This window comes from Candidatus Micrarchaeia archaeon, from assembly GCA_041650355.1.
Classification (GTDB): domain Archaea; phylum Micrarchaeota; class Micrarchaeia; order Anstonellales; family Bilamarchaeaceae; genus JAHJBR01.
This window is the reverse complement of record JBAZLI010000004.1, coordinates 1-25,570: the sequence shown is the minus strand read 5'-3', so window position 1 is coordinate 25,570 and position 25,570 is coordinate 1. Positions and strand designations below refer to the sequence as shown.

At 51.8% G+C, this 25,570-nt stretch carries 29 protein-coding genes, 3 tRNA genes and 1 pseudogene; 20 read left to right on the top strand and 13 right to left on the bottom strand.

From position 1 onward, the window contains the following. The first annotated feature begins 354 nt into the window (after nucleotides 1–354). Nucleotides 355–2,241 carry a threonine--tRNA ligase gene (locus WC488_00730; protein MFA5076934.1) on the top strand — a complete coding sequence of 629 codons (1,887 nt, stop codon included), beginning with the start codon at nucleotides 355–357 and terminating at the stop codon, nucleotides 2,239–2,241. Between the two features lie 68 nt (nucleotides 2,242–2,309). On the opposite strand, the gene WC488_00725 is transcribed toward WC488_00730, so the two are convergent. Beyond that, entirely contained in the window at nucleotides 2,310–3,272 is a 963-nt protein-coding gene (locus WC488_00725; GenBank protein ID MFA5076933.1) for a replication factor C small subunit, read from the bottom strand. A 75-nt stretch (nucleotides 3,273–3,347) separates the two neighbouring features. On the opposite strand from WC488_00725, the gene WC488_00720 reads away from it, so the two are divergent. The 5 genes from WC488_00720 to WC488_00700 all read left to right on the top strand — a co-directional run bounded on the left by WC488_00720 (nucleotide 3,348) and on the right by WC488_00700 (nucleotide 6,423). Beyond that, nucleotides 3,348–3,539, top strand: a complete 192-nt coding sequence (locus WC488_00720) for a MoaD/ThiS family protein (GenBank protein MFA5076932.1) — start codon at nucleotides 3,348–3,350, stop codon at nucleotides 3,537–3,539. Between the two features lies 1 nt (nucleotide 3,540). Beyond that, a complete protein-coding gene (locus tag WC488_00715) occupies nucleotides 3,541–4,461 on the top strand; it encodes a TIGR00269 family protein (GenBank protein ID MFA5076931.1) in 921 nt (306 codons plus the stop codon). 5 nt (nucleotides 4,462–4,466) lie between these two features. After that, nucleotides 4,467–4,730, top strand: coding sequence for a hypothetical protein (locus tag WC488_00710; protein ID MFA5076930.1), 264 nt, complete (start codon nucleotides 4,467–4,469; stop codon nucleotides 4,728–4,730). A gap of 6 nt (nucleotides 4,731–4,736) precedes the next feature. Next, nucleotides 4,737–5,525, top strand: a complete 789-nt coding sequence (locus WC488_00705; protein ID MFA5076929.1) for an MBL fold metallo-hydrolase — start codon at nucleotides 4,737–4,739, stop codon at nucleotides 5,523–5,525. Between the two features lie 91 nt (nucleotides 5,526–5,616). After that, the gene (locus WC488_00700; protein MFA5076928.1) at nucleotides 5,617–6,423 is read left to right on the top strand and encodes an ankyrin repeat domain-containing protein; all 807 of its coding nucleotides are present in this window, start codon (nucleotides 5,617–5,619) and stop codon (nucleotides 6,421–6,423) included. Between the two features lie 25 nt (nucleotides 6,424–6,448). On the opposite strand, the gene WC488_00695 is transcribed toward WC488_00700, so the two are convergent. Then, the gene (locus WC488_00695; GenBank protein ID MFA5076927.1) at nucleotides 6,449–7,228 is read right to left on the bottom strand and encodes an MBL fold metallo-hydrolase; all 780 of its coding nucleotides are present in this window, start codon (nucleotides 7,226–7,228) and stop codon (nucleotides 6,449–6,451) included. Nucleotides 7,229–7,233: 5 nt separating this feature from the next. Then, entirely contained in the window at nucleotides 7,234–7,716 is a 483-nt protein-coding gene (locus WC488_00690; GenBank protein MFA5076926.1) for a hypothetical protein, read from the bottom strand. Nucleotides 7,717–7,840: 124 nt separating this feature from the next. On the opposite strand from WC488_00690, the gene endA reads away from it, so the two are divergent. The 3 genes from endA (at nucleotide 7,841) to WC488_00675 (ending at nucleotide 10,624) form a co-directional block, all read left to right on the top strand. Continuing rightward, on the top strand, nucleotides 7,841–9,019 hold the full coding sequence (endA, locus tag WC488_00685; GenBank protein ID MFA5076925.1) for a tRNA-intron lyase: 1,179 nt from the start codon (nucleotides 7,841–7,843) through the stop codon (nucleotides 9,017–9,019). Nucleotides 9,020–9,072: 53 nt separating this feature from the next. Then, nucleotides 9,073–9,180: transfer RNA gene (locus WC488_00680), tRNA-Phe, on the top strand. Nucleotides 9,181–9,250: 70 nt separating this feature from the next. After that, entirely contained in the window at nucleotides 9,251–10,624 is a 1,374-nt protein-coding gene (locus tag WC488_00675; GenBank protein ID MFA5076924.1) for a glutamine synthetase family protein, read from the top strand. A gap of 17 nt (nucleotides 10,625–10,641) precedes the next feature. Here the strand turns inward: WC488_00675 and WC488_00670 are convergent, their stop codons facing one another. The 4 genes from WC488_00670 to WC488_00655 all read right to left on the bottom strand — a co-directional run bounded on the left by WC488_00670 (nucleotide 10,642) and on the right by WC488_00655 (nucleotide 13,012). Further along, nucleotides 10,642–11,397, bottom strand: coding sequence for a hypothetical protein (locus WC488_00670; GenBank protein MFA5076923.1), 756 nt, complete (start codon nucleotides 11,395–11,397; stop codon nucleotides 10,642–10,644). Then, nucleotides 11,390–12,154, bottom strand: a complete 765-nt coding sequence (locus WC488_00665; GenBank protein ID MFA5076922.1) for a hypothetical protein — start codon at nucleotides 12,152–12,154, stop codon at nucleotides 11,390–11,392. The genes WC488_00670 and WC488_00665 overlap by 8 nt, the downstream gene beginning before the upstream one ends. 60 nt (nucleotides 12,155–12,214) lie before the next feature. Continuing rightward, nucleotides 12,215–12,327 (bottom strand) — tRNA-Val (locus WC488_00660). A gap of 52 nt (nucleotides 12,328–12,379) precedes the next feature. After that, the gene (locus WC488_00655) at nucleotides 12,380–13,012 is read right to left on the bottom strand and encodes a DUF120 domain-containing protein (protein MFA5076921.1); all 633 of its coding nucleotides are present in this window, start codon (nucleotides 13,010–13,012) and stop codon (nucleotides 12,380–12,382) included. A 148-nt stretch (nucleotides 13,013–13,160) separates the two neighbouring features. On the opposite strand from WC488_00655, the gene WC488_00650 reads away from it, so the two are divergent. Beyond that, on the top strand, nucleotides 13,161–13,769 hold the full coding sequence (locus tag WC488_00650) for a CDP-alcohol phosphatidyltransferase family protein (GenBank protein ID MFA5076920.1): 609 nt from the start codon (nucleotides 13,161–13,163) through the stop codon (nucleotides 13,767–13,769). On the opposite strand, the gene WC488_00645 is transcribed toward WC488_00650, so the two are convergent. Further along, nucleotides 13,761–14,678, bottom strand: coding sequence for an SDR family NAD(P)-dependent oxidoreductase (locus tag WC488_00645; protein ID MFA5076919.1), 918 nt, complete (start codon nucleotides 14,676–14,678; stop codon nucleotides 13,761–13,763). The genes WC488_00650 and WC488_00645 overlap by 9 nt on opposite strands. Before the next feature lie 2 nt (nucleotides 14,679–14,680). Beyond that, complete coding sequence (gene rnhB / locus WC488_00640) at nucleotides 14,681–15,316, bottom strand: ribonuclease HII (GenBank protein ID MFA5076918.1); 636 nt, start codon at nucleotides 15,314–15,316, stop codon at nucleotides 14,681–14,683. A 109-nt stretch (nucleotides 15,317–15,425) separates the two neighbouring features. On the opposite strand from rnhB, the gene WC488_00635 reads away from it, so the two are divergent. Then, nucleotides 15,426–15,878 carry a hypothetical protein gene (locus WC488_00635; protein ID MFA5076917.1) on the top strand — a complete coding sequence of 151 codons (453 nt, stop codon included), beginning with the start codon at nucleotides 15,426–15,428 and terminating at the stop codon, nucleotides 15,876–15,878. Between the two features lie 10 nt (nucleotides 15,879–15,888). Then, the gene (locus tag WC488_00630; GenBank protein MFA5076916.1) at nucleotides 15,889–16,842 is read left to right on the top strand and encodes a hypothetical protein; all 954 of its coding nucleotides are present in this window, start codon (nucleotides 15,889–15,891) and stop codon (nucleotides 16,840–16,842) included. 23 nt (nucleotides 16,843–16,865) lie between these two features. On the opposite strand, the gene WC488_00625 is transcribed toward WC488_00630, so the two are convergent. Together WC488_00625 and WC488_00620 are read right to left on the bottom strand one after the other, a co-directional pair. Further along, a complete protein-coding gene (locus WC488_00625) occupies nucleotides 16,866–17,126 on the bottom strand; it encodes a PRC-barrel domain-containing protein (GenBank protein MFA5076915.1) in 261 nt (86 codons plus the stop codon). 106 nt (nucleotides 17,127–17,232) lie between these two features. Further along, a complete protein-coding gene (locus tag WC488_00620) occupies nucleotides 17,233–17,760 on the bottom strand; it encodes a hypothetical protein (protein MFA5076914.1) in 528 nt (175 codons plus the stop codon). Nucleotides 17,761–17,832: 72 nt separating this feature from the next. On the opposite strand from WC488_00620, the gene gap reads away from it, so the two are divergent. The 7 genes and pseudogenes from gap to WC488_00585 all read left to right on the top strand — a co-directional run bounded on the left by gap (nucleotide 17,833) and on the right by WC488_00585 (nucleotide 23,945). Then, on the top strand, nucleotides 17,833–18,831 hold the full coding sequence (gap, locus tag WC488_00615) for a type I glyceraldehyde-3-phosphate dehydrogenase (protein MFA5076913.1): 999 nt from the start codon (nucleotides 17,833–17,835) through the stop codon (nucleotides 18,829–18,831). A gap of 108 nt (nucleotides 18,832–18,939) precedes the next feature. Next, nucleotides 18,940–19,590, top strand: a pseudogene (gene uppS / locus WC488_00610) (polyprenyl diphosphate synthase). After that, the gene (locus WC488_00605) at nucleotides 19,590–19,919 is read left to right on the top strand and encodes a DUF192 domain-containing protein (GenBank protein ID MFA5076912.1); all 330 of its coding nucleotides are present in this window, start codon (nucleotides 19,590–19,592) and stop codon (nucleotides 19,917–19,919) included. The pseudogene uppS and the gene WC488_00605 overlap by 1 nt, the downstream one beginning before the upstream one ends. Continuing rightward, nucleotides 19,912–21,288 carry an ATPase, T2SS/T4P/T4SS family gene (locus WC488_00600; GenBank protein MFA5076911.1) on the top strand — a complete coding sequence of 459 codons (1,377 nt, stop codon included), beginning with the start codon at nucleotides 19,912–19,914 and terminating at the stop codon, nucleotides 21,286–21,288. The genes WC488_00605 and WC488_00600 overlap by 8 nt, the downstream gene beginning before the upstream one ends. Before the next feature lies 1 nt (nucleotide 21,289). Beyond that, nucleotides 21,290–22,882 carry a type II secretion system F family protein gene (locus WC488_00595; protein MFA5076910.1) on the top strand — a complete coding sequence of 531 codons (1,593 nt, stop codon included), beginning with the start codon at nucleotides 21,290–21,292 and terminating at the stop codon, nucleotides 22,880–22,882. 9 nt (nucleotides 22,883–22,891) lie between these two features. After that, nucleotides 22,892–23,398 carry a phosphatase PAP2 family protein gene (locus WC488_00590; protein ID MFA5076909.1) on the top strand — a complete coding sequence of 169 codons (507 nt, stop codon included), beginning with the start codon at nucleotides 22,892–22,894 and terminating at the stop codon, nucleotides 23,396–23,398. After that, nucleotides 23,373–23,945, top strand: a complete 573-nt coding sequence (locus WC488_00585) for a hypothetical protein (GenBank protein ID MFA5076908.1) — start codon at nucleotides 23,373–23,375, stop codon at nucleotides 23,943–23,945. The genes WC488_00590 and WC488_00585 overlap by 26 nt, the downstream gene beginning before the upstream one ends. 20 nt (nucleotides 23,946–23,965) lie before the next feature. Here WC488_00585 and WC488_00580 read toward each other — a convergent pair. Then, nucleotides 23,966–24,163, bottom strand: a tRNA-Met gene (locus WC488_00580). 65 nt (nucleotides 24,164–24,228) lie between these two features. Next, nucleotides 24,229–25,023 (bottom strand): D-aminoacyl-tRNA deacylase, encoded by a 795-nt coding sequence (locus WC488_00575; GenBank protein MFA5076907.1) that lies wholly within the window; start codon nucleotides 25,021–25,023, stop codon nucleotides 24,229–24,231. Between the two features lie 35 nt (nucleotides 25,024–25,058). Between WC488_00575 and WC488_00570 the strand changes: the two genes are divergently transcribed. Continuing rightward, nucleotides 25,059–25,570: ThiF family adenylyltransferase (locus WC488_00570; protein MFA5076906.1), on the top strand; the 512-nt coding region annotated here is incomplete at its 3' end.

Here is a 25,570-nt window from a genome sequence, read left to right as displayed (position 1 = left end):
CATTTTCACCCCGCGCACGAATTCCATCTCCATAGCTCCGAGGCCGAGCTTTCTGCAGCATTCTATCCCTTCTGCAGTGCCTCCTTCGCATTGGATTGGTATGCCTGCAGGGCCGAAACGCATCATGGAGGAACTTCGGCGAACCGCTTAAAAACCTTATTTCCCATAGTAAATTCATGTACGGTGGATCGTTCGGCAGCATTGGAAGCACTGGCAACACTACTACCTGCTAATTTTATCTCTGGAATCCGCTTGGCGGGTGGATTCCGGACCAAAAAACAAATATTTTTCTGTTTTACGCAAATCTCGCGGAAAGAGAACAAACATAAAAACTGGAAATCGAGGCTGATGCACATGAGGATAATGACGGTACATGCGGATTACATAGAAGTGGAGCCTAAGCAGAAGGCGATAAGGGACGCCGAGGACGTGGAGCTGGAGAAGAAAAGGTATGAGGAAGTGCTCGTCGTGTTCACGTCCGTGGAGCAGGGCGACGAGGATGTGGAGGGGGTTGCTAAAAATACCGCAACTGAAGTTGAAAAGGTCGCGAAGCAGGTGAAAACGAGCAACGTGCTCATCTACCCGCTCGTGCACCTCACTTCCAAGCCATCCGCGCCGAAGGTGGCGCTCGCGGTGATAAAGAAGGTTGTGGAGCTGCTCGATGGGGCCGGCTACCAGGTCGAAAGTTCTCCTTTCGGGTGGTACAAGGGATACACTCTGAAGTGCAAGGGCCATCCGCTCAGCGAGCTCTCGAGGGAAATAAAGGCCGCGCTCGCAATTGAAGCAGGAGTGCAGCATGCCGGAACCCAGCCCATCCAAGAAATCTCTGCTTCGCTCAAGAGCGAGGAAAAAATGAAGAGCAAATTCCATATTCTCGGGCTTGACGGGAAGCTGAGCGAAGTGGATGCTTTTGATTACAATGGGCATGGACTGCTCGGGAAGTTCGCGACCTATGAAACAAAGAAAGTGAGGGCGTACGACCAGGAGCCGCCGCACATAAAATTGATGAAGGAGCATTCGCTCGTGAACTACGAGCCAGGGAGCGACCCAGGGAACTTCAGGTGGCTGCCCAAGGGAAGGCTCATAAAGAAATTGCTCGAGAGGGCGATAAGCGACTACTGCGTAGGATACGGGGCGATGGAGGTTGAGACTCCGATAATGTACGATTACGAGCATCCCTCGCTCAAGAAGTATTTGAACAGGTTCCCTGCAAGGCAGTACGTGGTGCTTTCTGACGACAAGAAACTGTTTTTGAGGTTCGCCGCGTGCTTCGGGCAGTTCCTCATAAGCCATGACATGGTGATGAGCTACAAGCAACTGCCGCTCAAGATGTACGAGCTCACACGATACAGCTTCAGGAGGGAGCAGGCAGGGGAGCTTGCGGGGTTGAAGAGGGTGAGGGCGCTCACCATGCCTGATATGCACACTATGGCCGTGAGCATGGAGCAGGCGAAAAAGGAATTCGAGAACCAGCTTGAGGCGAGCCTTAGCTGGAACGAGGGGCTCGGGCTTGATGAGCTTGAGGTCGGATTCAGGGCGCAGACGGATTTCTTCAACGAGAACAAGGAATGGTACGTGGGAATGGCGAAAAAAGTCGGTAAACCCGTATTGCTGGAGCTGTTCCAGGAAAGGTACGCGTACTTCATAACCAAGTTCGAGTTCAATTTCGTGGACGCGATGGACAAGGCCAGCGCTTTGTCAACTGTGCAGATAGATGTGGAGAACGCGGAAACCTATGACATAAGCTTTGTGGATGAGAAGGGGCAGAAGCAGAGGCCGCTCATACTGCACGCTTCGCTGAGCGGAAGCCTGGAAAGGGTGGTTTACGCGCTGCTTGAGAAGGAAGCGATGCGCATGAAGCAGGGAAAGAAGGCCAATTATCCGCTCTGGCTTGCGCCCACTCAGGTGCGCCTGGTGCCCATAGGGGAAAAACACCTTGCTTTTGCGATTGAGCTGCAGAAAAAGGCTGCTGGAAGGAGAGTGCGCGTGGATGTTGATGACAGCGGCGAGACTTTAGGTAAGAAAATCCGCAACGCCGAGATGGAATGGTGCCCATATGTCGCCGTAATCGGGGACAAGGAGATGGAATCCGGAAAAATTGCGGTGAGCGTGCGCGAAAGCGGCGGGAAGAAAGAGATGGGCTTTGAAGAGCTGCTTTCGGAAATTGAGAAAAGAACCGAAGGAACTCCGTTCGAGCCTATTTCATTCGGGAAAACTGTGGGTGCAAGGCCTGCAATCTGAACGCATTCTTTTTCTTTTTATTCAGTTTTTATTTTGCTTTTATCTTGATTTTTTTGTTCTTATTCAGGCTATTTCCCCACAAGCATGAGCTGCGCGAGAAGCGCCTCTATCTGTATCCGCTCATTGGCCCCTTCCACCAGCCGGAAATTGTACTCGCCTATGCGGTCCACGAGCTGGACCTTCTTCTTCTCGTCTATTTTGAGCTTGTCTATCTCGCGGTACATCTGCAGAAGTATGTCTTCTCCTGAAAGCCCGTAATTTATTATCAGGGAATCGAGCTTCTTCCTAGCGTCCAGGAATTTCCCGGAAAGCGAAAGCTCCATCATTTCCAGCACTTCCTTGGGCTCTGCCCGCGAGGAGATTTTGAACACCAGGTCCTTGGTTATGTGTTTTGAATGTATTGCCGCGCCCTGGAGCGCGTTTATGGACTTGCGCATGTCCCCCTCGGAAATGTAGTAAAGGGCGCCGAACGCGTCCTCGTCCACCTTGAGCCCCTCGGACTTGGCAACGTGCTCGAGCGTCTTCCTCACGTCAGGTTCGTTCAGCCTCAGGAACCTGAATATCGCGGTCCTGCTCTGGATGGGCTCGATTATTTTAGATGAGTAGTTGCAGCTGAGGATGAAGCGGGTGATGCTGGAGTGAAGCTCCATGGTCCTGCGCAAGGCGTGCTGCGCATCGGGTGTGAGCGCGTCAGCTTCATCAAGGAATATGAGCTTGAAGTCCGCCTTTCCCATGGAGACGCTGCGCGCGAAATCCTTTATCTTTCCGCGCACTACATCTATCCCCCTTTCGTCGCTCGCGTTGAGCTCCAGAAAATTGCCCATCATGTTGTCCCCGTAAAGCTCGTGCGCCAGCGCGATGGATGAGGTGGTTTTGCCTATGCCCGGAGGGCCAGCAAAGAGCAGGTTGGGCATGTTTTTGGCTTTTACGAATGCCCTGAGCGTCTTTATTATTTCAACCTGGCCAGTAATGTCTTCGAGCTTCCTCGGCCTGTACTTCTCCGTCCAGGGGAGAAGGTCGCTTTCATCCATAAAATCAACTTGAAAAACCGTTCCTTTTTTCCTTCGGGTTTGATGTATATAAATATATGGTCGCCTAAGACTTTTATGAGGGTGCTGTTGAACAACGAAGAGAAAAAAGTGGCTTTCGCAAAAGGCACTGTCGCCGGACTGCTCAAGAAAATGAAGATCGCGCGCGAGGAAGTGCTCGTGAAGGTGGATGGGAAGCTTGCGCCTGAAGACGCGGAGATAGGACCTGGAAGCAGGATTGAGGTAATAAAGGTAGTTTTCGGTGGGTGAATTGAGTATTCCTAAATGTTCGGCGTGCGGGAAACCTGCCGCGATACGGCTGGCGTACGCGGCGAGGCACCTGTGCGCAGGCTGCTTCGTGAAATATTTCGAGAAGCGCTTTTTGGACACGGTGCGCGAGTACCGCATGATAAGGCCGCGCGAAAAAATCGCAATCGGGCTCTCGGGAGGAAAGGACAGCGTGGTCTTGCTCCACCTGCTCGCAAAGCTCAGGAAAAAACTCCCTTTTGAGATTGTCGCGATTACAATTGATGAGGGAATCGCCGGCTACAGGAGCAAGACGCTCGCGGTCGCGAAGCAGGAATGCAAAAAACTGAAAATTCCGCTCAAAGTGCTGTCGTTCAGGAAAGGAACTGGCTTTTCGCTTGATGAAATCATGAAGAAGGAGGGAAACGCGTGCAGCTGGTGCGGGGTTTTCAGGAGGTATTTGCTGAATAGGGGCGCGAGAACGGAGCATGCGTCCAAAATCGCCATAGGCCACAATCTGGATGATGTGGCGCAGACCGTGCTGATGAATATGATGAGGAACGAGCCTGCGAGGCTTGCGAGGTTCCTTGAGCCGGTTTCAGAAGACGATGCGTTCGTGCCCAGGATAAGGCCCCTTATGAGGGCCCCGGAAAAGGAAATCGCGGCTTATGCAATGATGAAGGGAATTGGGATAAAATATTCGGAATGCCCATACGCATACCAGTCGTTCAGGCAGCATGTGAAAGGGCAGCTGAACGAGACAGAGGGGGAATACCCAGGGACGAAAATAAGGATATTGAAAAGCTTCCTGGAGATGGAGAAGCTGATGAGGGCCGGGTTGGGGAAGGGAAAAACCGAGATATTGAAATGCTCCAGGTGCAGAGAGCCTGCATCTGCAAATCTGTGCATGGCGTGCAAAATGATGGAGCGGCTCGGGCGCAGGTAGTGATTATGGCTTCGCTGGAAGAAAGGGTGGGAAAAATAGAGGAACGGAATGCGAAGGTGGAGGCTGACAAGGCATGGGAAACGAGCTATGCGAGAAGAGTGCTCATTTCCCTTTTCACCTACCTGGCAATAGCGCTGTATTTCCTTTACGCTGGATTGCCTAATGCGTGGCTGAACGCGATAGTTCCCACGGCGGGATTCCTTCTCTCAACGCTCACGCTGCCGTTTTTCAAGAAAGTCTGGGTGCAGAGAATTTACAAAGCACGGTGAGATTGGATGGAACTGGTTTTTCTGGGGACTGGGGGCGGGCGTGTAAATTTACTTCAGCAGAGGAGATGGACCGGTGGATTCAGGATAAACGGCTCCATGAACATCCATGTGGACCCCGGGCCCGGAGCGCTCGTGCGCAGCATTGAAGTGGGGCAGAACCCCATGAGCTTGGATGCGATAATCGTGACGCACCTGCACATCGACCACTGCTCAGACGCGAACGTGCTTTCCGAGGCGATGAGCAGGTACACGCTCAAGAAGCACGGGATAGTCATCGGGAGCAAAAATTCAATTGAAGGTGACCACAAAGGCGACCGGGCGTTCAGCAAGTACCATCTTTCAAAAGTGAAGGAAGTGTATTCGGCCAAATGGGGCGAGAAGAAGGTTTTCAGTAACGGAAAAGGTTCGTTTGAGATTGAGGTACTCAGGGCGAAGCACGAGGAGCAAACCTGCTTCGGGTTCAAGCTGGTCATGGACGGCCTTACTGTCGGGTACACGAGCGACACGGAATATTTTGAGGGATTGTATGAACAGTATAAGGGCTGCGACTGGCTGATAACGAATACAATGAAGCCGAGAAAGGACGATTACAAGGGGCATTTCACGAGCGACGAAACCATTGAGCTGCTTAAAATTGCGAGGCCCAAGATGGCTATTCTTACCCATATGGGGATGAAGATGCTGGACGAGGGGCCTGAGAAGGAGGCCGCGAGAATTGAAAAAGAAAGCGGAGTGAGAACTATCGCGGCTAAGGATAAGATGATTGTAAAGCCAGGGCTTGAGAAATTTTTCTGAGTTCAGTAGAATATGCTTGGCAGTCGAACTTCTTTGCAATGACGTAAGCATATTTGTGCTAAAAAGTGTATTTTTAAATATTTTGGTGCATATGGAGATACTAAACAGATTTTATGGTGATTGTATGGGGAAAACACTCCACAAAGTTAAAGGCCAAAAACCAATTCAATCGAAAACCGAGGCACCTGCGCGGGCTTTTATTCCCCATAGAGAGAAGGTGGTAACTGAATTGGGTGTGGCGCTTCACATGGCAGTCAAACGAGGGGACCTGGAACAAATAGAAAATTTGGTGGGGATGGGCGCGAATCCTAATGGATTGGAGTATGGGGACGGCGACTCCACACGCCCTCTAGTAACCGCTATTAGGTATGGCCAGTATGATGCGGCAAAACTTCTGCTCCAGCTTGGCGCTAAACCCGACTCAGCGTATGTCTGTGATTATGCATCTGATTTCTCGCTACTAATTGCCGCTGGGGCTGGTAAGGTAAAGCTGGTTAATCTCCTGCTGGAATATGGTGCAGATCCCAATAACGTAAATTTTGGAGAGCGGGTGCCATTAGTGTTAGCTGCTGAAAAGGGGCATTTTGAAGTGGTAGAAGCGTTATTGAACGCGGGTGCAGACCCAAATGCGAAGCATGGTTTAAGCGCGGAAAAAGCGCTTGATGCCGCTCTGCGAATATATGATTACAGGATGGCTCGCTTACTCATCGAGAAGGGAGCTACGGTTAGCGAGGAACACCTCGCGCGGTTTCCAAAATATGGGAATGATTACAGGCAGGGGGTTTTAGTGCAATATGATGACGGGTCTGAATGGACTTACCCACCTAATGAGGCGGCCACCAAATTCGCGAAATTTCTGGAATCCAGGGGATACACACTGCCCTCCCTCCAATGCTGAGAGCCGGAACACTGGGACGCACCAGTCAATCATGGATGCCTGCCCGTAGCTCAACTTCCATTCCGTCCAGCGCAGCAGAGCAGTTTTTGAAAATGCGCTTCGCGGCCTTTTCAGCCTCTTTTCTAAGGCTGATTTTAGCGTACTGAGTTGCGTCGAAATGGGTGAGCACAAGGCGTTTGGCGCCAGCCTTTTTTGCCATTTCCGCAGCCATTTCTGGATTCAGGTGCGGCCACTCCGTGTGAGGCCGCTTTCCAGGAGGAAACGAGCACTCGCTTATGAGTAAGTCCGCATTTTTCGCAAGTTTGAGCATGTTTTCGCATTTCCTGGTGTCTGTGCAATAGGCAATGGACTTTCCGCCTAAGCTGAACCTGAATCCGAAGCAAGGGTCTGCATGCACCAGTGGAAGCACCTGGACCTTATATGGGATGCTATTCACGCCCTCTTTCAGGCCGAAAAGCTCCAGGGAGCAACCGAATCTGGCAAGGTCTTTTTCATTCGCGGTGAAGGGGTGCGCGATTAGCTTTTTTAGGGCTGGAAGATAGGATTTATGCACGAATATTCTCACTTTGAAGCCTTCGAGCTTTGCGAGCGTGTGCAAACCTGAAACATGGTCCAGGTGCAGATGGGAGAGGAAAACATCAATTCTGCGGGTTTTCCAGAGTTTCGCAATTTCGGAAATGTCCTGGAAGCCGTCTCCTGCGTCAAGCGCTATGAGCCGGCCTGGCGCGGAAATGGCGGTGCATACGGTGTAGCCGCTTTCGCTGGAGTACCAGCCGTTGGTGCCAAGGAATTTGAGCCGGACCATAGCAATCATTGCTTGCGCGCATAGAAATAGGCAAATGTGGAGAAGAACGCAAGGATTGCAAGGGAAAGCGGGCAGGCCGCACCTTTTGCCGCAACGCTTGAGTTGCCAGTTTCAACGTCCAGCTTCACTTCGTAAACCATGGACTCGTTGAAGGAAAAAACAGTCTTTGGCAGTGAGTAGTTGGATTCTCCGGGGAGCCGATATATGAAATACCCTATGTCTGGATAATAGCAAGGGTTCAGCTTGTAGAACCAGTCGTCGTTGGTGCACCTGCCGCTGGAGCAGGTCATGTTTATCTCGCGCTCGCCTACGGGGGAATTCGACGCCCCTTCAGCCGCGCACACGAAAACCATGTCCAAGGCGCCAGCGTAGGGCGCTCCTGCCTTTTCAATATTCACGGTGATTTGCGGCTTTGGCGGAGACGGCCCGGCATCAGCGAAAAGCACGGTTCCCAAAAGGAGCAATGCGAGCAAAGCAAGTTTTTTCATGAAATGCTATCTGCCCTGAGATTATAAAAGTTTGCATAATAGATAATATTGGGCCCGGATTTTTTCAAATCGGGCCGGGTACTCAACAATTTCTCCGGTACACATCGGCGAAAAAGGTGAAAATATGGGAATTACTCTTTATCTGGGCAGGAAGAATGGCAAAATCGCAGTGAAGGAGCCGCAGGACGTGAGTTCCCTGGCGAACGGATTCTACGGAACCATGGAAAAGGGAATTGTTTACCTCCAGCCTGAGGAAGCGATGTACATGCTGGACATAAGGAACGCGAAATGCGTTGATGAGGCCGGGAACACCCACACGTTCAACGACTTGGCTTCGCTCTTTCTGAAGAAGAAAAAGCTTCTTGCCCGCTACCTCACGTTCAAGGACTGGAGGGACAGGGGGCTGATGGCCAGGCCGAGCAGCGAGGCTGAGGGAAACTACGGGAGGACCTCGGCAAAGAGATACAAAGGCGGGGAGTTCAAGATTGACTCCTACGCGCTCCAGGGGGTTTTCTTCCTGGACGACTTGATAACGGTAATTGATGATGAAGCCAGCGGGAAGGAGCTTTACGAGAAATACTGGATCGGGCAGTTCGGGACTTACAAGGCGGCGCATAGGGGGAAGATAGCAAAATTAGATGTGTATGAGACGATTTATCTGCTCAAGCACGGGAACCTTTCGCTCAAGAACGCGAAGCTCGAGGACGTGTGGGCCGAGGCAGATGAGAGGATAAAGTATTTCGAGGATATGTATTCGGTTTACGAGGACTGGAGGAAAAAGGGGTACGTGCTCAAAACCGGCTTCAAGTTCGGAACGCATTTCAGGATTTACTTCCCCGGGGCTTCGCCTGTGCGCGAAAATGACGAGTGGATACATTCTAAGCACGTTGTGCACGTGTTTTCCAGGAAAAGCAAGATGCTCATTTCCGAGTGGTCCAGGGCGATAAGGGTTGCGCACTCGGTGAAGAAGACATTCATACTTGCAATACCGGGGAAGAAGCTGGATATAAAAGTGAATGCGAAACGGCCTAGGCTGGACTTCTTGCTATTTCACAGGAAGAAGGGGGGGATTGAAACCCCTAAAGACGGGCAGCCGCGCTTTCTCATGTACTCGCTTTCAGAAGATGAGTACATAGGAGGGGAAGAGCTGGCGGAGGCACTCTTTGAAGCGAAGCATTACGGGCTTGAGGTTTTGCTCGCGATATCGGACAGGGAGAGCAGCATAACCTATTACGCGGTGAAGCGGATAGACCTGCCTGGGAGCGATTACGAGCATTTCGAGATAGAGTGGATGCAGCCCTGACAGCAAACTATTAAAAAACGAGTGCGCATAGATTATTTCGCCCTATCATTCATGCCACGGTAGCTCAGCTGGGAGAGCATTCGGCTGAAGAATCCCGGATTCGAAAATCGAACGGGAAACTGGAAACCGAAGGGTCGCTGGTTCAAATCCGGCTCGTGGCAACTTATCTTATCTCTGCAGGAGGCACAACCTTTATTTACCTTATCTGGTTAACCAAAAACAGGTGGTGCAATGGCAACCGTTGAAGAAGTGCTCGAATTCATGAAAACAAGCGATGCAAAATGGGTGGATTTGCAATTCGTTGGCATTGACGGGCAGGTTTATCACAAGAGCGTCCCTGCAAAAAACGTGAACGAAGAGACGTTCGCGAGCGGCTTTGAGACTGAATTAGGGGAGGTTTTCGGATTCACTGGAAAATCGCTGGCGCTCCTGCCTGACCAGGACACTTACGCGCGGGTTCCGTGGGAAGCCAGCACTATGAGAGTAATTTCCAACGTTTACACCATGCCTGAGAAGGAGCGGTTTGCAAAAGATTCAAGATATTCCATAGAGAGGGTGAATATAAATGCCAAGGCGATGGGCATAAGCGACGTGCAGGTAGGGTGCGATGTTGAATTTTACATATTTGATAATGTGACCCTGGAGAAGGTGGCCAATGACAGGGGGCCGAACTACCTGGTTGAGACGCACGAAGGGAACTGGAATCCTTCACCGTATTTCAACGCCAAGAACGGGGCTTACATAGGCCAGCCACACGACACGCTTTACCCTGCGAGGACGCAGATTGCGGAGCTCATGGACGAGACGTTTAGGTATGCAGTTGATTCGCACAGCCACGGGAAATCAGCGAACGGCCAGCAGAGGATGAAAATCAGGGAATACAACGCGAAGATGGCCGCGGACGCGCTTGTTACGCTGAAATACGTGGCGAAGAATACTGCTTTTGTTGCGAACAACATAGCGACGTTCATGCCGCTTCCGATTGCAAGCGACAGGGGAAACTCTGCATACATAACGCAGAGGCTCAAGAAAGGGAATGCGAACCTGTTTTACGACGAGAAGGACGATTACGCGCAACTGAGCCAGAACGCGCTTTATTACATTGGGGGGCTGCTGGAGCACGCTGAGGCGCTCTGCCTTTTCGCCATGCCTACTACGAATTCGTACAAGAAGATGCGGGCAGACCCGAGATACTCGGTGTGGGGCAAGAGCCAGAACGCGCTCGTGCAGGTTTCCGGAGCTTACAAAAGCGAGGATAGGGTGGTTTCCTACTGCGGGGCGGATTCGTCCATAAACCCATATCTTGCTTACACAGCCGTTGTGGCCGCAGGATTGGACGGAATAAAGAACAAGACCGACCCTGGGAAACCGGTGGACGAGAATCTTGCGGATTTGGATTCCAAGCGCGCAAAGGAGCTTAAAATCAAGCCATTGCCTTCCAGCATAACCGAGGCCATAGCAGCTTTGGACAGCGACAACAAGTTCCTGAAGGGCTTCTTCTCCCCTGAACTGCTTGGCGAGTACCTGGAAATGAGGCTTTCCGAGCAGAAGGAGAATGAGAGAAGGCCCACTGCGTTTGAAATAGAGAAGTACTTTAATAGGTAATTCTGGGCTGGAAACGCTCAATAGCAGCCGATATTGTAGATGCTCAGCTCCAGTTTTCCGCTGCTTTCAAGCTCCTTCAGGGCATCGGCCAGGAACGCCTTCCTGATTCTTAGGTAGTCCTCCTTCCCGAGCTCGCTGTTTCCGACCGCGTATTTCAGGTTTTTCGCATTGAAGCAGAATAGCGAGTCGTTGACGTTTTCGCAGTTATGGCAGAACATTGAATTGGAGCAGTCGTGACATCCGTCCATCTCGAAGCACACGGAGAGGTTGGTGGAGTAATAGCAATTTATCACGAATTTGCTGTAGAGCGCGAGGAAGCACCCGAACGAGTTTTCGGTGAACGAGCTGTATATCTCGCAGCCGCAGTTCTTCGCGAAGTAACAGTCCACGGTCCTGTAGGAACTGTTCAGGTTGAGGAAGAAGTTGGATTCCAGGTTGTTGCTGCTCTGGCCTTCCTGGGATTCACCGGAGAAAAGAGCGATTTCAGAAGCTTTCCTGCCGAGCGCATGTAGCTCGTGCGGCAGTTCAGCTATTTTCATGTTTCCCGCCTTCCCCAGGAAATCCATGCTTATTATGCGCTTTTCTGGGATGAACTTCGGTATAGAATAACCAGGAAGCAGGATGGTTTTCCCGTTGTCTGAAGCGTGCGCAATCCGCCTTTTGGGCATGTTGGAGAAAAGCCATTCCTCGTATCTTTCTATTGGCCCGAGCGGCCTGCCGAAAATCAGGGATGCGGTGCTGTCGAATGCCTTCTGCACCGGGTTCTTAATCATGGCACACCATCTCCACCAGTGAGGGCAGTGTTCCAGATGCTTTGAGCTCCGATGCCATCTGGGCGAGCAGTTCCTTCTTCATTTCAGCATATTTATCTCTCCCGAGCTCGTTGTTGCCTATCGCATGGTTTTTGCTCGTGAGGTTGAAGCAGAAGAGCACATCGCGGCAGTTTCTCGCATAGTAGCTGTAATAAACGTCGCTGGAATGGAGGATGAGGCCACTCTCAAAGGCGCGCACGCTTGTGCCGACCTCGGCGCAGTTTATGCAGAAGCTGCTGTCTCCCCCCGAAGAGCAACCGAAGAGGTATTTGCTGTCGCGTATCAGGTTCGAATAGGCTATGTACTCGCAGTTGAAGATTTCTGAGGAGTCCAGCACATAGGTGGAGTTTATGCAGTTTTCCGAATTTTCTACGAATTTTGACCTGCCCAGCATCTTGTTGCCGGAGTAGTACACTCTTTCCCCTATAGACTGCATGAGAGAATCCATATCTTTTATGTCGTTTATGGAGAGCGGCTCAAACTTAGAGACTCTTTCGTGTTCAGCGAAGGAAACGAACTTCGCCCCGTTGCAATAGGGTGCAGAATAGAAAACGTCGCTGCCGCTGAGGGCGGACCTGGATTTTGAGAGCGGGTCGATGTACCTAGTGAGGAAACGCTTGCGGTCTGTGAGATCGCCCATTTCGCGCCCGAAAAGGATTCTGCATGCGTTCTTCCACTGCTTGTCGATGGGCGACAATGCATCAGACTGCGTTTCCATAATGAATCCCTCTTCATCAACCCAGAACTGAAAACCGGAAACACATAGGTGATGAGGACTTGGGCCCGCCCGGAATCGGACCGGGAGTCTCTACCGTGTCAGGGTAGCGTCATCTATGGCTAATTGGGTTCTTTGAAATGCGTCCCATCTAGTAACCATTCGACTACGAGCCCATAAATGGAGTATTTAATTCAACTCCAAACAGTTTAAAACGTTTTTTAACTCCTAACCGAGCGAGATTTCGACCATATCGCCGTCTTTCTTTCCGAGATGCTTTTTAAGATTAGAGGAAGCCGCGATTTCTATTATTTCTGGGGGATGATGGGTGCGGGCAGGAATTATGAGCGCGGATTTCACTCCGTCCACGGTGCAGGAGTATGCGAAAAGGTCCCCGAAAGTGCGGTCTTTGCTCTTGAAACCTCTTATTATTGCGGGTTCGGAATTCTTCACGAACGCGGATTTCACTGCGAGCTGGCCTTCGGAAAGGCTGATGTTGAGGGTGCCTTCGTACGGCGTGAAGCCAAATTTCTCGGCAATCTGCTTCTTGTACTCTGGAAAAGAGAGGTAATAGCGCCCTTCCCCGAAACCAGATGAGATTGCGCCTGAAATTGTTGAGGTTTTCGGCTCAAACGCGCTTTTCAGGCCAACATAGACTTCGCGGACCGCCTCCAATCCGGACGGAGTTAACGAAATGCCGTGCGGGCTCCTTGAGATAAGCCCCTGTTTTTCCAGTTCACGGAGCCTGAGGGATGCGTTCTGCTGGCTCATGCCCAGCATGCTGCCCAACTCCAGAGTGGTCAGCTTTACCGGGGAACGGTGCGCGCCTTTTCTCGCAAGCGCAATCAGGAGCTCGTCCATGAATTGATTTCTTGTGTAGCTTTTTTAAAGCAAGGGCGAGAAATATGCTTGTGATGACATGAACAACCTCTGATTTGTGATGAGGTCAACAGCGTCTGATATTATATTTGATGAGGCCATCCTCAAAAAGCAAAAATGAGATGGAAACATGCTCCGCGCAAGCTTTATCGGCAAGGACCTATCGAAAGCCCTGGAAAGGGTGTTCAAGCACGTGCCCCTCCATCCGAACGTGATTACGCTAGGTTCGGTGCTTTTCGCGGCCGCAGGGTATTTTGCGTATTCCTATTCGCAATGGGGCGCTGCCGCGCTTTTCGCGCTTGCGCTGTTCCTGGATGCTGTGGACGGAGCGGTTGCAAGGGCAAGGGGGCTGGAAAGCAGGAAAGGGGCGTTCCTGGACGGGATTGCGGACCGGCTGGTTGAGTTCTGCATAATTTTAACTCTTATTTTGCAGGTGGACATGCCGGATTTGCTCGTCGGGAAGGACGTCTGGCTGATTTTCACGCTGTTTTTCGGGACGTGCATGACCAGCTTCGTGAAGGCTTATGCAGAGCACAGGCAGATAATGGGGCACATGGACGCGGTGAAGATGCCTGGATTGCTTGAGAGGGCTGAGAGAAGCGTACTGCTTGTGGGAGTTTTCGCGCTTGCGGTTGCGAAAAACGAGTGGGCCGCCCCATTGCTTGCAATCACTGCTTTGCTCTCTATAATTACGTTCGGGCAGAGGTTTTTGCACGCAATGCTGGCAAAATCAAAATGATTTTACAGTTTCTCCAAGCCCTTTTTCAAGCGCATATTCGGAATTGAAGGAGAGCAGCTTGGATGCTTTTGAGATGTCTGCGTAGGAATGGAGGATGTCCCCTTTTCTCGGGGGCTGCAAAACAGGGTCGGCTTTTTTGCCCATCAAAGAAGCTATTTTCTCCAGAAGCGAGAGGATGGAAACAGGCTTGCCTGTTGCGATGTTGAAGGTTTCGCCTAAAGCGCCCTTGGCTGCTGAAGCCGCAAGGACGTTTGCGCGCACCACGTCCTTCACGAATATGAAATCGCGGGTCTGACTCCCGTTTCCGTAAATCACGGGCTTGGAGCCGGATTTGAGCGCGGTTATGAATTTCGGGATTACGGCCGCGTATGCTGAATCCGGGTTCTGCCTTGGCCCGTAGACGTTGAAATACCTCAAGCTGACTGTTTCAAGCCCCTGGCGATGGTAAGATTCATGGGCGTGCTTCTCGTTCTCCAGCTTTGTCTGCGCGTATGGGCTCAGGGGGTTCGGAAGCATGTTTTCGTGCAAAGGGGGTTTGTTGTTGCCGTACACTGCTGACGAGGAAGCGAGAATCACGCGTTTTGCCCCGCATTCCTTTGCGGCTTTCAGCACGTTGAGCGTTCCAACAGTGTTTATTCTTTTCGCAAGCTCTGGTTGTTCCACGCTCTGGGGCACTGAAACCATCGCAGCGTGGTGGAAAACATAACGAACATCCTTCATCGCTTTTTTCACTTCTTCGTAATCGGTAATCGAGCAGTTGAATATGTCCAAGTCTTTTGCGAAAGGAAGTATGTTGGATGATTCTTTGGAACTGTCCAGTATCGCGACGCTGAAGCCCTTTTGCACGAAATGCTCGGCTATGTGGGAGCCTATGAAGCCTGAGCCTCCGGTAACCAGAATGCGCTCCATTTTCAATCCTCTATAACCAGCTTGGTTTGCTTTATATTCTCTAAAGTTTTCCACTTCTTTCTTATGTGCTGGGCTATGCGCGTAAGACTCTCTTTATTTTTTAGGAACGCAATTGTTTTTTCATCGCTCGGGTAGCCTGAGCCGAAATCCCCGAATTGGGAGCGAAGTTCGGCTATGCGCTGGTCCCTGAGGACTTTTGCGCATATGCTTGCGGCTGCAACTATTGGGTGGTTCTCGTCTGCCTTGTGCTCCGCCTCGTACTTTTTTATCCCGTAGCGCTGCATCCTTTTCGCGAAGACCCAGGAATAGCGGTCCGGCAGGTCTATTTTCACGTTCGCGTCGCCGGTGAGGTTCTTTATCAGCTTCGCTATGAACATCGCCTCTATTTCGTTAAGGGTTTCCTTTTCCATGAGCGTGTTGAGCTTCTCTGCACCTAATTCCACGTAGTCTATTTTGCCCAGATGCTTGAGTTTCGCGAATATTTCTTCCCTCTGAGTGGGACTAAGCTGTTTGGAGTCTTTTTTGCACAAGGCGTTTATTTTGGATTCGTTCTCGCTTGGGCAGGAGAAGAGCGCGATTACCATGGGGCCTATTACCGGCCCCCTGCCAGCCTCGTCTATACCGGCAATCACAACCATGCTTTTACAAGGGGTTGAAAATTATATAAGAGTTGGCTTTTCGAGATAACGGCGGGTTTTAAAAGGATTATACGCATAAATAGCTAATATAACACAGGTAGGTGATTTCATGAAGGAACTAATGCTTAATAGTGGGGTTGGTGCAACCCCTCGGGAGAGATGGCACACCACCCAGAGGATGAAGAGAATCAGGGTTAATCCTGCCTCGAGAAAGCTTCATCTGGAAGCATTGGTCAAAGAATGCGCAAATGTCGGGCATTTGGGGCCGGTGCTTACGAAAGATGAGAAAGATAAATTAGAGGCCATGAATAAGCTCAAATTGACTTTTGTTGAAATTTTGAAGAAAAAAAGGGTGCAACTTGCCGGAGAACAGGAAGGCTTATTTGGAATTTCGATGGAACTCGAGAAAGAGAAGGGCAAATATATCGTTTATCATTTGGGGGACACGGTGCTGGTGGACAAGCCGCAGAGCCTCGGAGTGCCTAAAAAGGTTTCAGAAGCCATGGCAACAAATGGCGTGCAGGTCACTGCGACTGTGGTTGACCCGAAAACAAGACGCTAACGGTGAACTAATGATATGCCAAACACAACATCATTTTAAGCCAATTCAGAAATGGAAGGCGCCACGGGACAGATTTTTGGGAAAAGAACTGAGAAAAAGCGGGAATGGAATTAATGCTAAGTTCGCAAAAAAGGATGTTGCCTGCGAAAACCGATTTTCACACATGGACCTCAGGGAACTTGGATTGGAGCTTTTTAAGGCTGTAGAGGAACGAAAAAATATTGATCTGAAAAGATTGGTTGAAGAGATTTCAAGTCGCGAACCTAAGGGTATCGCGCAGTATTGTTTGCAGATGCATAATGGTAAAGTTCATGTTGTCCTCCCAAAAGAGAAGGATAAACTGGTGCGGAGCGCTACTTTAGACGAGATAAAGAATATGGTGGAGGGGGATAAACTGTTTGTAGATTCTATAGTTGGTATATGCAATGCTAGCGGATATACTGTATTAGATATCGTTATGAGCATACGCAACTATTCAGCAATTAGGGTTTTGGAAGCTGCGGGCGCAGGTTTTGGAGATTATTTATATGATGAGAATGCATGCAAAGATTACGAAAAGTGGGAGAAACAAAAGGAGATGCAACTAGCACGAATGGGCATAGGTTCTAGTGTTCCAAGTCGCCGAGACAAAGTACAGAAAATACTAGACGCAAAGCTTCTAAGATTTATCCAAGAAGACGCGAATCCAGTTAAAATACGCAAACTCATAGAGCAAGGTGCAGACGTAAACGTTGTGGATACGTTCCACAACACAATGATTGCACATGCCATATTGACCGGCCGTTTTAAGACGGTCAAGCTTCTTCTGGATGCAGGGGCGCGAGTAGTAGAACAATCAGTGAGTGGGCATAAAACGGCAATTGGATGTGTGAATGAGGCACTCGAAGAAGCAAGAGCGAACGGCAACTTAGACGTTTATAATTTGGTCAGGCAAAAGGTATTCAAGCAACTTAGGGAAAATTAAGAAAAAGAGACAAAATCAGAAAGTTATTCGTAGACGAGGTTCCTTTTCTCCACAATCACAAAATCCCCGACCGCGGTGACTGCCTCGTAAGGAACGTGAATCATCCCGTCCTCCTTCTTGAGCTTGTTCGCGCTCTCGCTGTCCGGGTTGGGCTCGATAACGAGATTCTCAATCTTGCCTGTGAGTTCGTTTATGTTAACGTCCACCAAGCGCCCGAAATCCTCTCCGTCGTTTGTTATCAGTTTTTTTCCTGAAAGCTGCCTTGCGATAAGGTACTTTGCCATTGAAACCACCTGGGTTGAACGCTATACTATTACGCAATAGCTTTTAAATTATTGCGTGAACTCTTCGCGTCCTAGGGAGTGGGGGATATAAGGAAGAAAAAATATATTAAGTTATGCGGAATGCAGAAACTGCGTCATCAAACGCTTTTTCATAGCTTGCACGGTCTACTTTTCCGTTTGGAGCCGAGAAGACATTGAGGAGCACGATGAAGTAATGTTCCTGCCTGGAAAAAGCTGCGAAGCGGCTGTACTGCTCTATTCTTCCTGAATCTGAAGAATAAGAGAAATGCAATATGCGTTCGCTTGCGCTGAGATTGTTCACCAGGATGGCGCGGCTGGACTGGTTGATTATAGCTATGTCTGTGCGGGACTTCACGAATTGCGTGAAAAGGCTGCGGGTCACGTTCTCAGGGGGAGTGCTGGAATTGCTGTAGGTGCTAAGCACGATTAACTGGGCCGCACCATCGGGGGAGGAGAAAACCACGCGCATTTCATCTTCGTAAACCGACCAGCCGAACGGGTAAACCGTGGAAAAGCCCTTGAATTTGTTCTCGTATTGCTGGCCGCCGAGGCAGCCGAGCATGAGGAACGCGGCCGCGAAGAGCAGCGCTGGGAAAAATAGCCGAAAACGCATTATGGGGCATCTCAAAAAATATTTATAATGTATGGCTTTCTATAGCATGTACAACTGATTTTGGGTGGGCATATGAAGGTTGCGATTTCAGGGTTCGGGAGGATTGGGAAGACGTTCCTCAGGGCAGCTGTGGCGCAGGGCGCGCTGGGAAGGGATTTCGACGTGGTTGCGATAAACACGCGGAGCAAGCCCGAGATGCACGCGCACCTGTTCAAGTACGACTCCACTTTCGGGAGATTCGATGGGACTGTGGAGGTGCGCGACGGATTTTTCATAGTCAACGGGCACAAGATAAGATGGATACAGGAAAAGGACCCGCTCAAGCTTCCGTGGAAGGAGCTTGAAGTGGATGTGGTGCTGGAAAGCAGCGGGGAGTTCAGGAGCAGGGAGGACGCGGAAAAGCACATCGTCGCAGGGGCGAAAAAAGTCCTTATTTCGGCGCCTGCTGAGCAGTGCGACGCGACCATAGTCCCTGGGGTTAACGACCAGATTCTGAACAAGGAGCATAAATTGTTCTCGCTCGCCAGCTGCACCACCAACTGCCTTGCCCCGATATTGAAGGTAATCGACGAGAAATTCGGAATAGAGAGGGGGTTCATGAGCACTGTGCACGCGTACACGAACGACCAGCGCATACTTGACGGGAGCCACGAGGATTTGAGAAGGGCGCGAGCAGCTGGAGTGAGCATAATTCCCACCAAGACAGGAGCCGCGAAGGCTATAGGGGATGTGCTGCCCGCACTCAAGGGGAAGCTGGATGGGGTCGCGTTCAGGGTCCCGGTTCCGGACGGTTCGCTCAACGACATCGTGCTCCTGGTGAAGCAGGAAACCGACGCGAAGAGCGTGAATGCCGAGCTCAAAAGGGCGAGCGAAAATGAGCTTAGGGGAATACTGGGATACAGCGAGGAAGACCTTGTTTCACGGGATATAATAGGAACCAGGGAAAGCGCGATAGTGGACTCGAAGCTGACTAAAGTCATGGGGAACCTGGTGAAAATCTCGGCATGGTACGACAATGAATTCGGGTATTCGAACCGGCTGGTGGATTTCATAAGGAAGCTTTCTAAGTGATGAAGTGGATGTGGGTAGGTTGACGCTATGAAAAAGAAACTTGGAACCGTGCCTAAGCATATCGCCATCATCCCTGACGGAATTTGAAAAACCGCAAACAGGAGATGGGCGAACAAAAACCACGTGAGCATAGTCGAAGGGTACGACAAGGGAATACGGAAGATAGGCGATGTGCTGAAATGGTGCAAGGAGCATGATGTGCGCACGCTCAGCATGTGGGGATTCTCAACGGACAACGCGCGGAGGAATCCCGAGGAAATAGAGAAGCTCTTCGGGCTTTTCAAAAAATATTTGAACGAGATTATGGAGGAGGACAGGAAAAAGAGTGGGAAGGAGCGGGGCAAGTATGATGTGAAGGTGCGGTTCCTGGGCAGGCGCGCGCTGTTTCCTAGAGAAATACAGGAGGCGATGGGCAAAATTGAACACCTGACCAGGAACAACAAAACATATGAGTTGAATCTGCTGCTCGGCTACGGAGGAAGGGAAGAGATTGTGGACGCCGTGAACGAGATAATCAAAAAAGGCGTGAAGCAGGCGAATGAGCAGACGATAGATGAGAACCTTTACACTGCCGGGATAAGGGATCCGGATTTGATAATACGTACGAGCGGGGAGCAGAGGCTCTCTGGCCTGATGCCCTGGCAGAGCGTTTACAGCGAGTTCTTTTTCGTGAAAAAGCTCTGGCAGGATTTCGGCAAGAATGATTTTGTTGCCGTGCTGAAGGAATACGACAGGAGGAGCAGAAGGTTTGGGAAATGATGGTTGCGCTCAGGGTTGGGAAGCGGATTTTCAATGCAGAAGCCGCAACCACGCTGCTGGAACGGGCCAGGGGGCTCATGCTCTCCAAGAGAAAGAATATCCTTTTCTTCTTTGAGTATGAGGGAGCGATAGGGATACACTCGTTTTTCGTGTTTTTCCCTTTTGACGCTGTTTATTTGGACGGGGGGAAGCGGGTTGTGGAAGTTGTGAAGAATATACGTCCATTCACGTTTTACGTAAGGAACACCAAGCCTGCGAAGTATCTTTTGGAGATGTGCGAGGAACACAGTATCAAACGCGGGGATACGCTGGAGTGGGAGCATGTTTGAAAAAATTCCATGGGGGGACAGGAAAAAGGGGGAAGGAACAGCCGAACGGCTGGGCTGGAGCGTTGTGAAGGAGGGAGAGTATAAAGTCGGGTTGCCGCCCCTGAGCGTGGATGAGGAAGCGGTGGTGCTGGCCACGGAAAAAGAGTATAGGAAACTGGTTGAGGAAAGGGAGCTTGCGATGGAGGAAGTGGAAGCCGAGCTGGGCTCTGCTATCACTAAGCATGCGGAAGCAGAGGGGATATCGCTTGACAGGGAGCAACGGGATTATTTGGCGAAATATGCGAAAATGCACCTGTACGGGTTCGCGTTCCTGGATGAGCTGCTTGCGGATGATTGGATAGAGGAGATAAGCGTGGTGGGGCTGGGCAAGCCGGCGTACGTTTTCATAAGGAAATCAGGTTGGCGGAAAGTGAATGCCAGGTTCGACGATGAAAAAACCCTCATGGACGTGGTGAACAAGATGGCTGCCAAGGTGGGCAGGAGGATAACGCTCCAGCATCCAAGGCTTGACGCGATGCTGCCTGACGGGTCCAGATTGCACGCGTCTCTCCCGCCGGTATCCGGAGGCGAGCTAACTATACGGAAGTTCAGGGAAAACCCTTTCTCGCCCAGGGAAATCGCGGATTCCGGCACCGCGGGTTTCGGCGAGATGGCGCTGCTTTCTATGCTCATGCAGACGGATTGTTCGCTCATGGTGGCTGGAAACACAGCGAGCGGGAAAACGACCACGCTCAACGCGCTGTTCTGCTTCGTGCCCTCGGACGAAAGAGTGGTCATAGTGGAGGAAACCCCGGAGATAAACGTGCCGCATCCCCACCAGGTGCGGCTCGCGGTGAACAGGGAGATGGGAATAGGGCTGAAGGACTTGGTGTACGACAGTTTGCGCATGAGGCCGGACAGGATGGTGGTCGGGGAGGTGCGGTCCAGGGAGGAGGTGGAGGCGCTTTTCGACGTGCTGCTCGCAGGGCAGGCGCGGGGCACTTACGCGACATTTCACGGGCAGAGCGCGCGGGAAACCCTGCTGAGGCTGGGAAACATGGGCGTTGAGAAGGTGGACCTTCCCAGCATTGACGTGCTGGTAGTGCAGAGGAGAGGGGTGGAATACTCGAAAAAATCCAGGAAGGGCAGGGAACTCAGGAAAATAACTGAAATTTGCGAAATCCAGGGGGATGGAAGCCCCAGGCCGCTTGTGCGGAGCGGGAAGGTGGACTTCGGGGCTGATGTGTGCGAACGGGCGGCCGGGGCGCTGGGATTGAGCAGGGCCGAATTCAGGGATGAACTGGCTGGAAGGGCGAAATGGATTGCAAGGGCGCCGGGTGAATTCCAGGCTTTCTTTGAAAGCGCGCAGAAGCGAATTTACGGGATGTGAGATGATTTGGGAAATTGTTTCGCGGGTTTCAGAGCGATTCCCTGGGTGCGGAGTGAGGAGCAGGAGTGTGGAGAAGTACGGGCGGCTGCTGAAAAAGCCAGGGGGGTACGTCACTATGTCCCTCTTGACTGCATTTTTGTGCGGAATTGCGGCTGCGCTGGCGCTCGGAGGCTGGACGCTGGTTGCGATGGCCGGGTTCTGCACCGCGTTCTCGCTCGCGTTCTTCTTCATGATTGACTGGCCGCGGAGAATTGAACGCAGCAGGATGGCCAGGATGGAAGCTGAGATGCCGCTCGTGGTGAGGATGCTCGCGATGCTGCTGTCCATGAAAATTCCGTTCACGCGGGCGCTCGAGGCTTCTGCGGATTACGGCGAAGCAGGGGCAGAAATAAGAACTGCGCTGGAGGAAGCGGGGCGCGGGACAGGGCTTGCGAAGGCGCTGGCCGCGGTGGCGGAGAGGAGCGAAAGCCCTGTGCTCAAGAGAGTGTTTGCGCAGGTGATTACCGCGTACGAGAGCGGCGGAAGCGAGGGCGTGGCAAGGCTGTCCCAGGACCTTTTCTCGCTCCAGAGGTACAGGATGAGGGATTACGTTTCGAAAAGCTCGTTCTTCGGGCTTGTTTTTGTCGTGCTCACAGTGGTTGCGCCTGCGATGTTCCTTGTGCTCGCATCGGTGGGCGCTCTCGGGGCTGGAATGGAGATAAGCCAGGGCACGTTCGCGCTGGTGATGGTGGCTGGGTTCCCGCTGCTCGGGGCGCTCCTGCTGGGCGCGGCCAGGTCGCAGATGCCCCCGGATGTGTTTTCAGTAGGAAGGGGGGGAAACGGGGCAATGATAACGCTGCTTTTTGCAATCGCGCTGGCTGCGGCGATAGCGCTTCCGCTCGGGAGCGTGTGGAAAGTTGCAGCTGTTGTAGTTGCTGGAGGAGGGGCTGCGTTTGCGGTCGCAGGGAAGGTGGCTGAGGATGCAAGGATTGAAAAGCTTGAGGAAGGGCTCCCGGATTCGCTTTTGAGGGTATCTGGACTGCCCAGGGGCTATCGGATAGACAAAATATTCGGGATTATGGCTGATGCCGGAGACCCGCTTTCTCCTGAGGCAGGGAAAACGCTCCGCCAGCTCAGGGCGAACGTGAACCCTGAAAAGGCCCTAGCCGAACTCTGGGAAAGGAACCAGTCGTTCATGCTCAGGAGGATGTGCGATGTGATGCTCAAGGCGCACGTATCCGGCGCCAGCGTATCTGAGAGGATGCATGAATTGGCCGAGGACCTGCTTGAAATCTCGGAGCTGAGGCGGGAGCGGGAAAACGCGCTTTCAGTGCAGAAGTACACGCTCATGCTCGGCGCGCTGCTGGTTCCGGTTATTCTGACCGTGTCCATAGATGTGCTATCTAAAGTAGGGGATGCGTTTGGAAACGCTAACGGGGGCGTGCTGGCAATTGCGCCCAAAGCTACTGCGATTTATGTTGTCCTCTATGCGGCGCTCACTTCTTTTTACATCGCGGAAATGGAGGGTAAGACTTCCAGGATGGCGCTCTATTTCGGCGCGATGGCCGGTGCCGCGCTCGTTGGGATTTATATTTTATCCGGCCAAATCCCATAGTGTTTTGACATGGACACCATCAGCATGGCTATTGCAGGAATGGACGCTGGCTGGCTCACTGCGCTGGCCAGGGCCATAGACAACGAGGCCATGATGATAATCGTGACCCTGGGGCTCGTGCTGCTCACCGAGAGGAGGAAAACCAAAGTCGCGAAGATAGTGATTGCGATAGGCTGCGCGGTGCTGCTGGCCACGGCGATAAAGGAATTCGTGCACACTGAACGCCCGTGCGTGGTGCAGCCAGGCAAGGTGGAGTGCCCGGACAGCAACTCGTTTCCGAGCGGCCACACGCTGGTTGCGTTCACGGTGATGCTCGCGTTCCTGAACAAGCCGACATTCTTCATATATCTCGCGTATGCGGTTTTCGTCGGGTTCACGAGGATATACCTGGGGGTGCACTCGTTCGAAGACGTTGCAGGGAGCGTGGGGCTCGCGCCTTTCACGTATTACATGAGTGAAATAGCGTGGAACTGGATGAACAGGGGAAAATATGAAGCTGGGAACAAGCGTAAATAGCGAAACCAGGAGGAAAGCGCTGCATATGACTGCCGGAGCGCTATTCCTGTCGTTTCTCCTGGTGTTCGGAAGGAACAGGATGGTGGCGCTCCTTGTGCTCGTGCTGATTGGCGGGCTGTGCATCATAAACATGCTTCTCATGGGCTGGCGGGTCCCTTTCACGGGATGGTTCATAAGGAATTTCGAGAGGCAGGGCGTGAGGTTCCCGGGCTACGCGACCGCGTGGTACGTGTCCGGGCTGCTCATGGCTGCAACTGTGCTGCATGACCAGGGCGAGATTGCGGCGGTCATCTGCGCGCTCGCTTTCGGGGACGGGGCTTCTGCGATACTCGGGGAGCGAGGGGAAAGGAAGCTGTTTTACAACAAGGAAAAAACTGCCGAGGGGCTCGCGGCGTTTTTCGCCGCAACACTGACCTCGTGCCTGTTCGTAGGGTGGATTGGGATCCTTTTCGCGGCGCTTGCCGCGCTGTTTGAGAGCCTCCCCCTGGAAGTGGATGATAATTTCACGATACCGCTTTTCGGGGCGCTTTTCTTCTACCTGGTGTAGTGTTTGATTTAAGATTAGGATGCCAAGGGGGAAATTCGAATTCCCGGCCTCCAGATTTCTCAAAAGTTAAATCGCGAAATCTGCAAACCACGGTTTGCGCACGTTTTTTGTCATTGCCCCGAAGGGCTCATAACTCATCTTCGGAATCCCTTGTATGAGTCTGGCGCTCTAGCCGATTGCCCACCGGCGCTGGCGCGCCGATTCTGAGCTACCTTGGCGTGAATGAGGATATGATGCGAAAAACGTTTTTTAAAAGAATGGGTGCGCTGGATGCGGGCGCGGGTTAAAGCCCCAGGATTTCGATTCCGCGCTCCTTTGCAAGGAGGCGGATTGTTTCCTTCTGCTCGCCGCTTGCGCCCTTCTTGTCCAGAATTATCTTTTCCACTTTCCCGAGGTTCTTTTCCATCGCCTGCGCGAACGTGTCCGGCCCGATTGAATCGGCGCGGTATTTCGGCAGCATGTGGCCGAAAGCAAAATCTTTTTCCAGCGCGAGGGAGGTGAACTTCGGGGCGTAATGGCCTCCGCCAACACCGAAAAACGCCTCTGAAGATTCGGAATTTTTACAGGGGTTCGTGCAAACCGCCTCGAAAACAGATTCCGCTATTATTTTCCCCGCGAGCGGGTTTTTCCATTCGGTTTCCGAGCTCCCGATTTCCACGAACAGGATGGGCGTTCCTATAGTGGGGCCATGGTGGTCCACTTCGTAATTGACGTTGAAGCCGAGTCCGTATTCCTTGTTTTTCCCGTGCATCTTCGCCAGGAGGGCTTTCTGGAGGCTTGGGAACGAGGTGTTGAGCGTCCGGGGATTTCCGCCGAATTCAGCGCTGTCCCAGTTGCCCGGGATGTGGACCGTGAGGCTCTGCAGGTTGGCCTCGCTCCTGTGCGGGGAAAGGACGATGAAATAATCGGTTTTGGAATCAGTCGGGACGTCCAGGATTTTCTGCACTTTAGTATCGAGGAGCGTTGTTTTTTCAAAAATCCACTTGTTTTCATCAGTGCGCTCGAAGCCCAGCCCTGGCAGCCATGAAGCTATGTTGGCACTGGCCGGCACGTTTGACGAAAAGAGTATCATAGGCATGTGTGATTTTTAAATCGGGCAATTAATAATTGGGTATGGTCGGGGGCATATTTTCTAGAAATATAGGGACTGTCAGCAGGGGCGAGCATGGGAAGCTGGCAAAATCGCGCGTTGGATTGGTGGGATTGGGCGGAACAGGAGGCGCTGCGTTCGAGATATTGGTGAGGCTTGGTGTCGGGAATTTCATCATTTTTGATGGGGACAGGTTTGAGATCACGAATTTCAACAGGCAGATTTACGCGGTGGACACGAACATGGGGAAACTCAAGGTGGATGCCGCGGCGCGGAAGGCCAAGAAGATAAACCCGAAAGTGAGAGTGGAGCGGCGGGGCGAGGAGATTAACAGGACGAATGTTGAGATGCTTGAGAAATGCGATGTTGTGCTGGACTGCACGGACAACGTGGAAACGAGGCGGATGATTTCATCTTTCTGCAAGAGGATGAAGATACCGTACGTGTTCTGCTCTGCGGGAGGAAGCATGGGCATGGTGAGCGTTTTCCACAGGAAGAATCTGGATGGGGTTTTGGGAAAAGTGCACGAAGGGAA

What these genes read in the sequence shown, in the direction of transcription:
- WC488_00665 (MFA5076922.1), bottom strand. Translation starts at nt 12,154, where the DNA reads ATGGAAACGCAGTCTGATGCATTGTCGCCCATCGACAAGCAGTGGAAG.
- WC488_00595 (MFA5076910.1), top strand. Translation starts at nt 21,290, where the DNA reads ATGATTTGGGAAATTGTTTCGCGGGTTTCAGAGCGATTCCCTGGGTGC.
- WC488_00725 (MFA5076933.1), bottom strand. Translation starts at nt 3,272, where the DNA reads ATGGATGAAAGCGACCTTCTCCCCTGGACGGAGAAGTACAGGCCGAGG.
- WC488_00635 (MFA5076917.1), top strand. Translation starts at nt 15,426, where the DNA reads ATGAAGGAACTAATGCTTAATAGTGGGGTTGGTGCAACCCCTCGGGAG.
- WC488_00655 (MFA5076921.1), bottom strand. Translation starts at nt 13,012, where the DNA reads ATGGACGAGCTCCTGATTGCGCTTGCGAGAAAAGGCGCGCACCGTTCC.
- WC488_00585 (MFA5076908.1), top strand. Translation starts at nt 23,373, where the DNA reads ATGAAGCTGGGAACAAGCGTAAATAGCGAAACCAGGAGGAAAGCGCTG.
- WC488_00675 (MFA5076924.1), top strand. Translation starts at nt 9,251, where the DNA reads ATGGCAACCGTTGAAGAAGTGCTCGAATTCATGAAAACAAGCGATGCA.
- WC488_00690 (MFA5076926.1), bottom strand. Translation starts at nt 7,716, where the DNA reads ATGAAAAAACTTGCTTTGCTCGCATTGCTCCTTTTGGGAACCGTGCTT.
- WC488_00650 (MFA5076920.1), top strand. Translation starts at nt 13,161, where the DNA reads ATGCTCCGCGCAAGCTTTATCGGCAAGGACCTATCGAAAGCCCTGGAA.
- WC488_00645 (MFA5076919.1), bottom strand. Translation starts at nt 14,678, where the DNA reads ATGGAGCGCATTCTGGTTACCGGAGGCTCAGGCTTCATAGGCTCCCAC.
- WC488_00700 (MFA5076928.1), top strand. Translation starts at nt 5,617, where the DNA reads ATGGAGATACTAAACAGATTTTATGGTGATTGTATGGGGAAAACACTC.
- WC488_00720 (MFA5076932.1), top strand. Translation starts at nt 3,348, where the DNA reads ATGAGGGTGCTGTTGAACAACGAAGAGAAAAAAGTGGCTTTCGCAAAA.
- rnhB (MFA5076918.1), bottom strand. Translation starts at nt 15,316, where the DNA reads ATGGTTGTGATTGCCGGTATAGACGAGGCTGGCAGGGGGCCGGTAATA.
- WC488_00620 (MFA5076914.1), bottom strand. Translation starts at nt 17,760, where the DNA reads ATGCGTTTTCGGCTATTTTTCCCAGCGCTGCTCTTCGCGGCCGCGTTC.
- WC488_00625 (MFA5076915.1), bottom strand. Translation starts at nt 17,126, where the DNA reads ATGGCAAAGTACCTTATCGCAAGGCAGCTTTCAGGAAAAAAACTGATA.
- WC488_00730 (MFA5076934.1), top strand. Translation starts at nt 355, where the DNA reads ATGAGGATAATGACGGTACATGCGGATTACATAGAAGTGGAGCCTAAG.
- WC488_00630 (MFA5076916.1), top strand. Translation starts at nt 15,889, where the DNA reads ATGATATGCCAAACACAACATCATTTTAAGCCAATTCAGAAATGGAAG.
- WC488_00600 (MFA5076911.1), top strand. Translation starts at nt 19,912, where the DNA reads ATGTTTGAAAAAATTCCATGGGGGGACAGGAAAAAGGGGGAAGGAACA.
- endA (MFA5076925.1), top strand. Translation starts at nt 7,841, where the DNA reads ATGGGAATTACTCTTTATCTGGGCAGGAAGAATGGCAAAATCGCAGTG.
- WC488_00705 (MFA5076929.1), top strand. Translation starts at nt 4,737, where the DNA reads ATGGAACTGGTTTTTCTGGGGACTGGGGGCGGGCGTGTAAATTTACTT.
- WC488_00575 (MFA5076907.1), bottom strand. Translation starts at nt 25,023, where the DNA reads ATGCCTATGATACTCTTTTCGTCAAACGTGCCGGCCAGTGCCAACATA.
- gap (MFA5076913.1), top strand. Translation starts at nt 17,833, where the DNA reads ATGAAGGTTGCGATTTCAGGGTTCGGGAGGATTGGGAAGACGTTCCTC.
- WC488_00670 (MFA5076923.1), bottom strand. Translation starts at nt 11,397, where the DNA reads ATGATTAAGAACCCGGTGCAGAAGGCATTCGACAGCACCGCATCCCTG.
- WC488_00605 (MFA5076912.1), top strand. Translation starts at nt 19,590, where the DNA reads ATGGTTGCGCTCAGGGTTGGGAAGCGGATTTTCAATGCAGAAGCCGCA.
- WC488_00695 (MFA5076927.1), bottom strand. Translation starts at nt 7,228, where the DNA reads ATGGTCCGGCTCAAATTCCTTGGCACCAACGGCTGGTACTCCAGCGAA.
- WC488_00590 (MFA5076909.1), top strand. Translation starts at nt 22,892, where the DNA reads ATGGACACCATCAGCATGGCTATTGCAGGAATGGACGCTGGCTGGCTC.
- WC488_00710 (MFA5076930.1), top strand. Translation starts at nt 4,467, where the DNA reads ATGGCTTCGCTGGAAGAAAGGGTGGGAAAAATAGAGGAACGGAATGCG.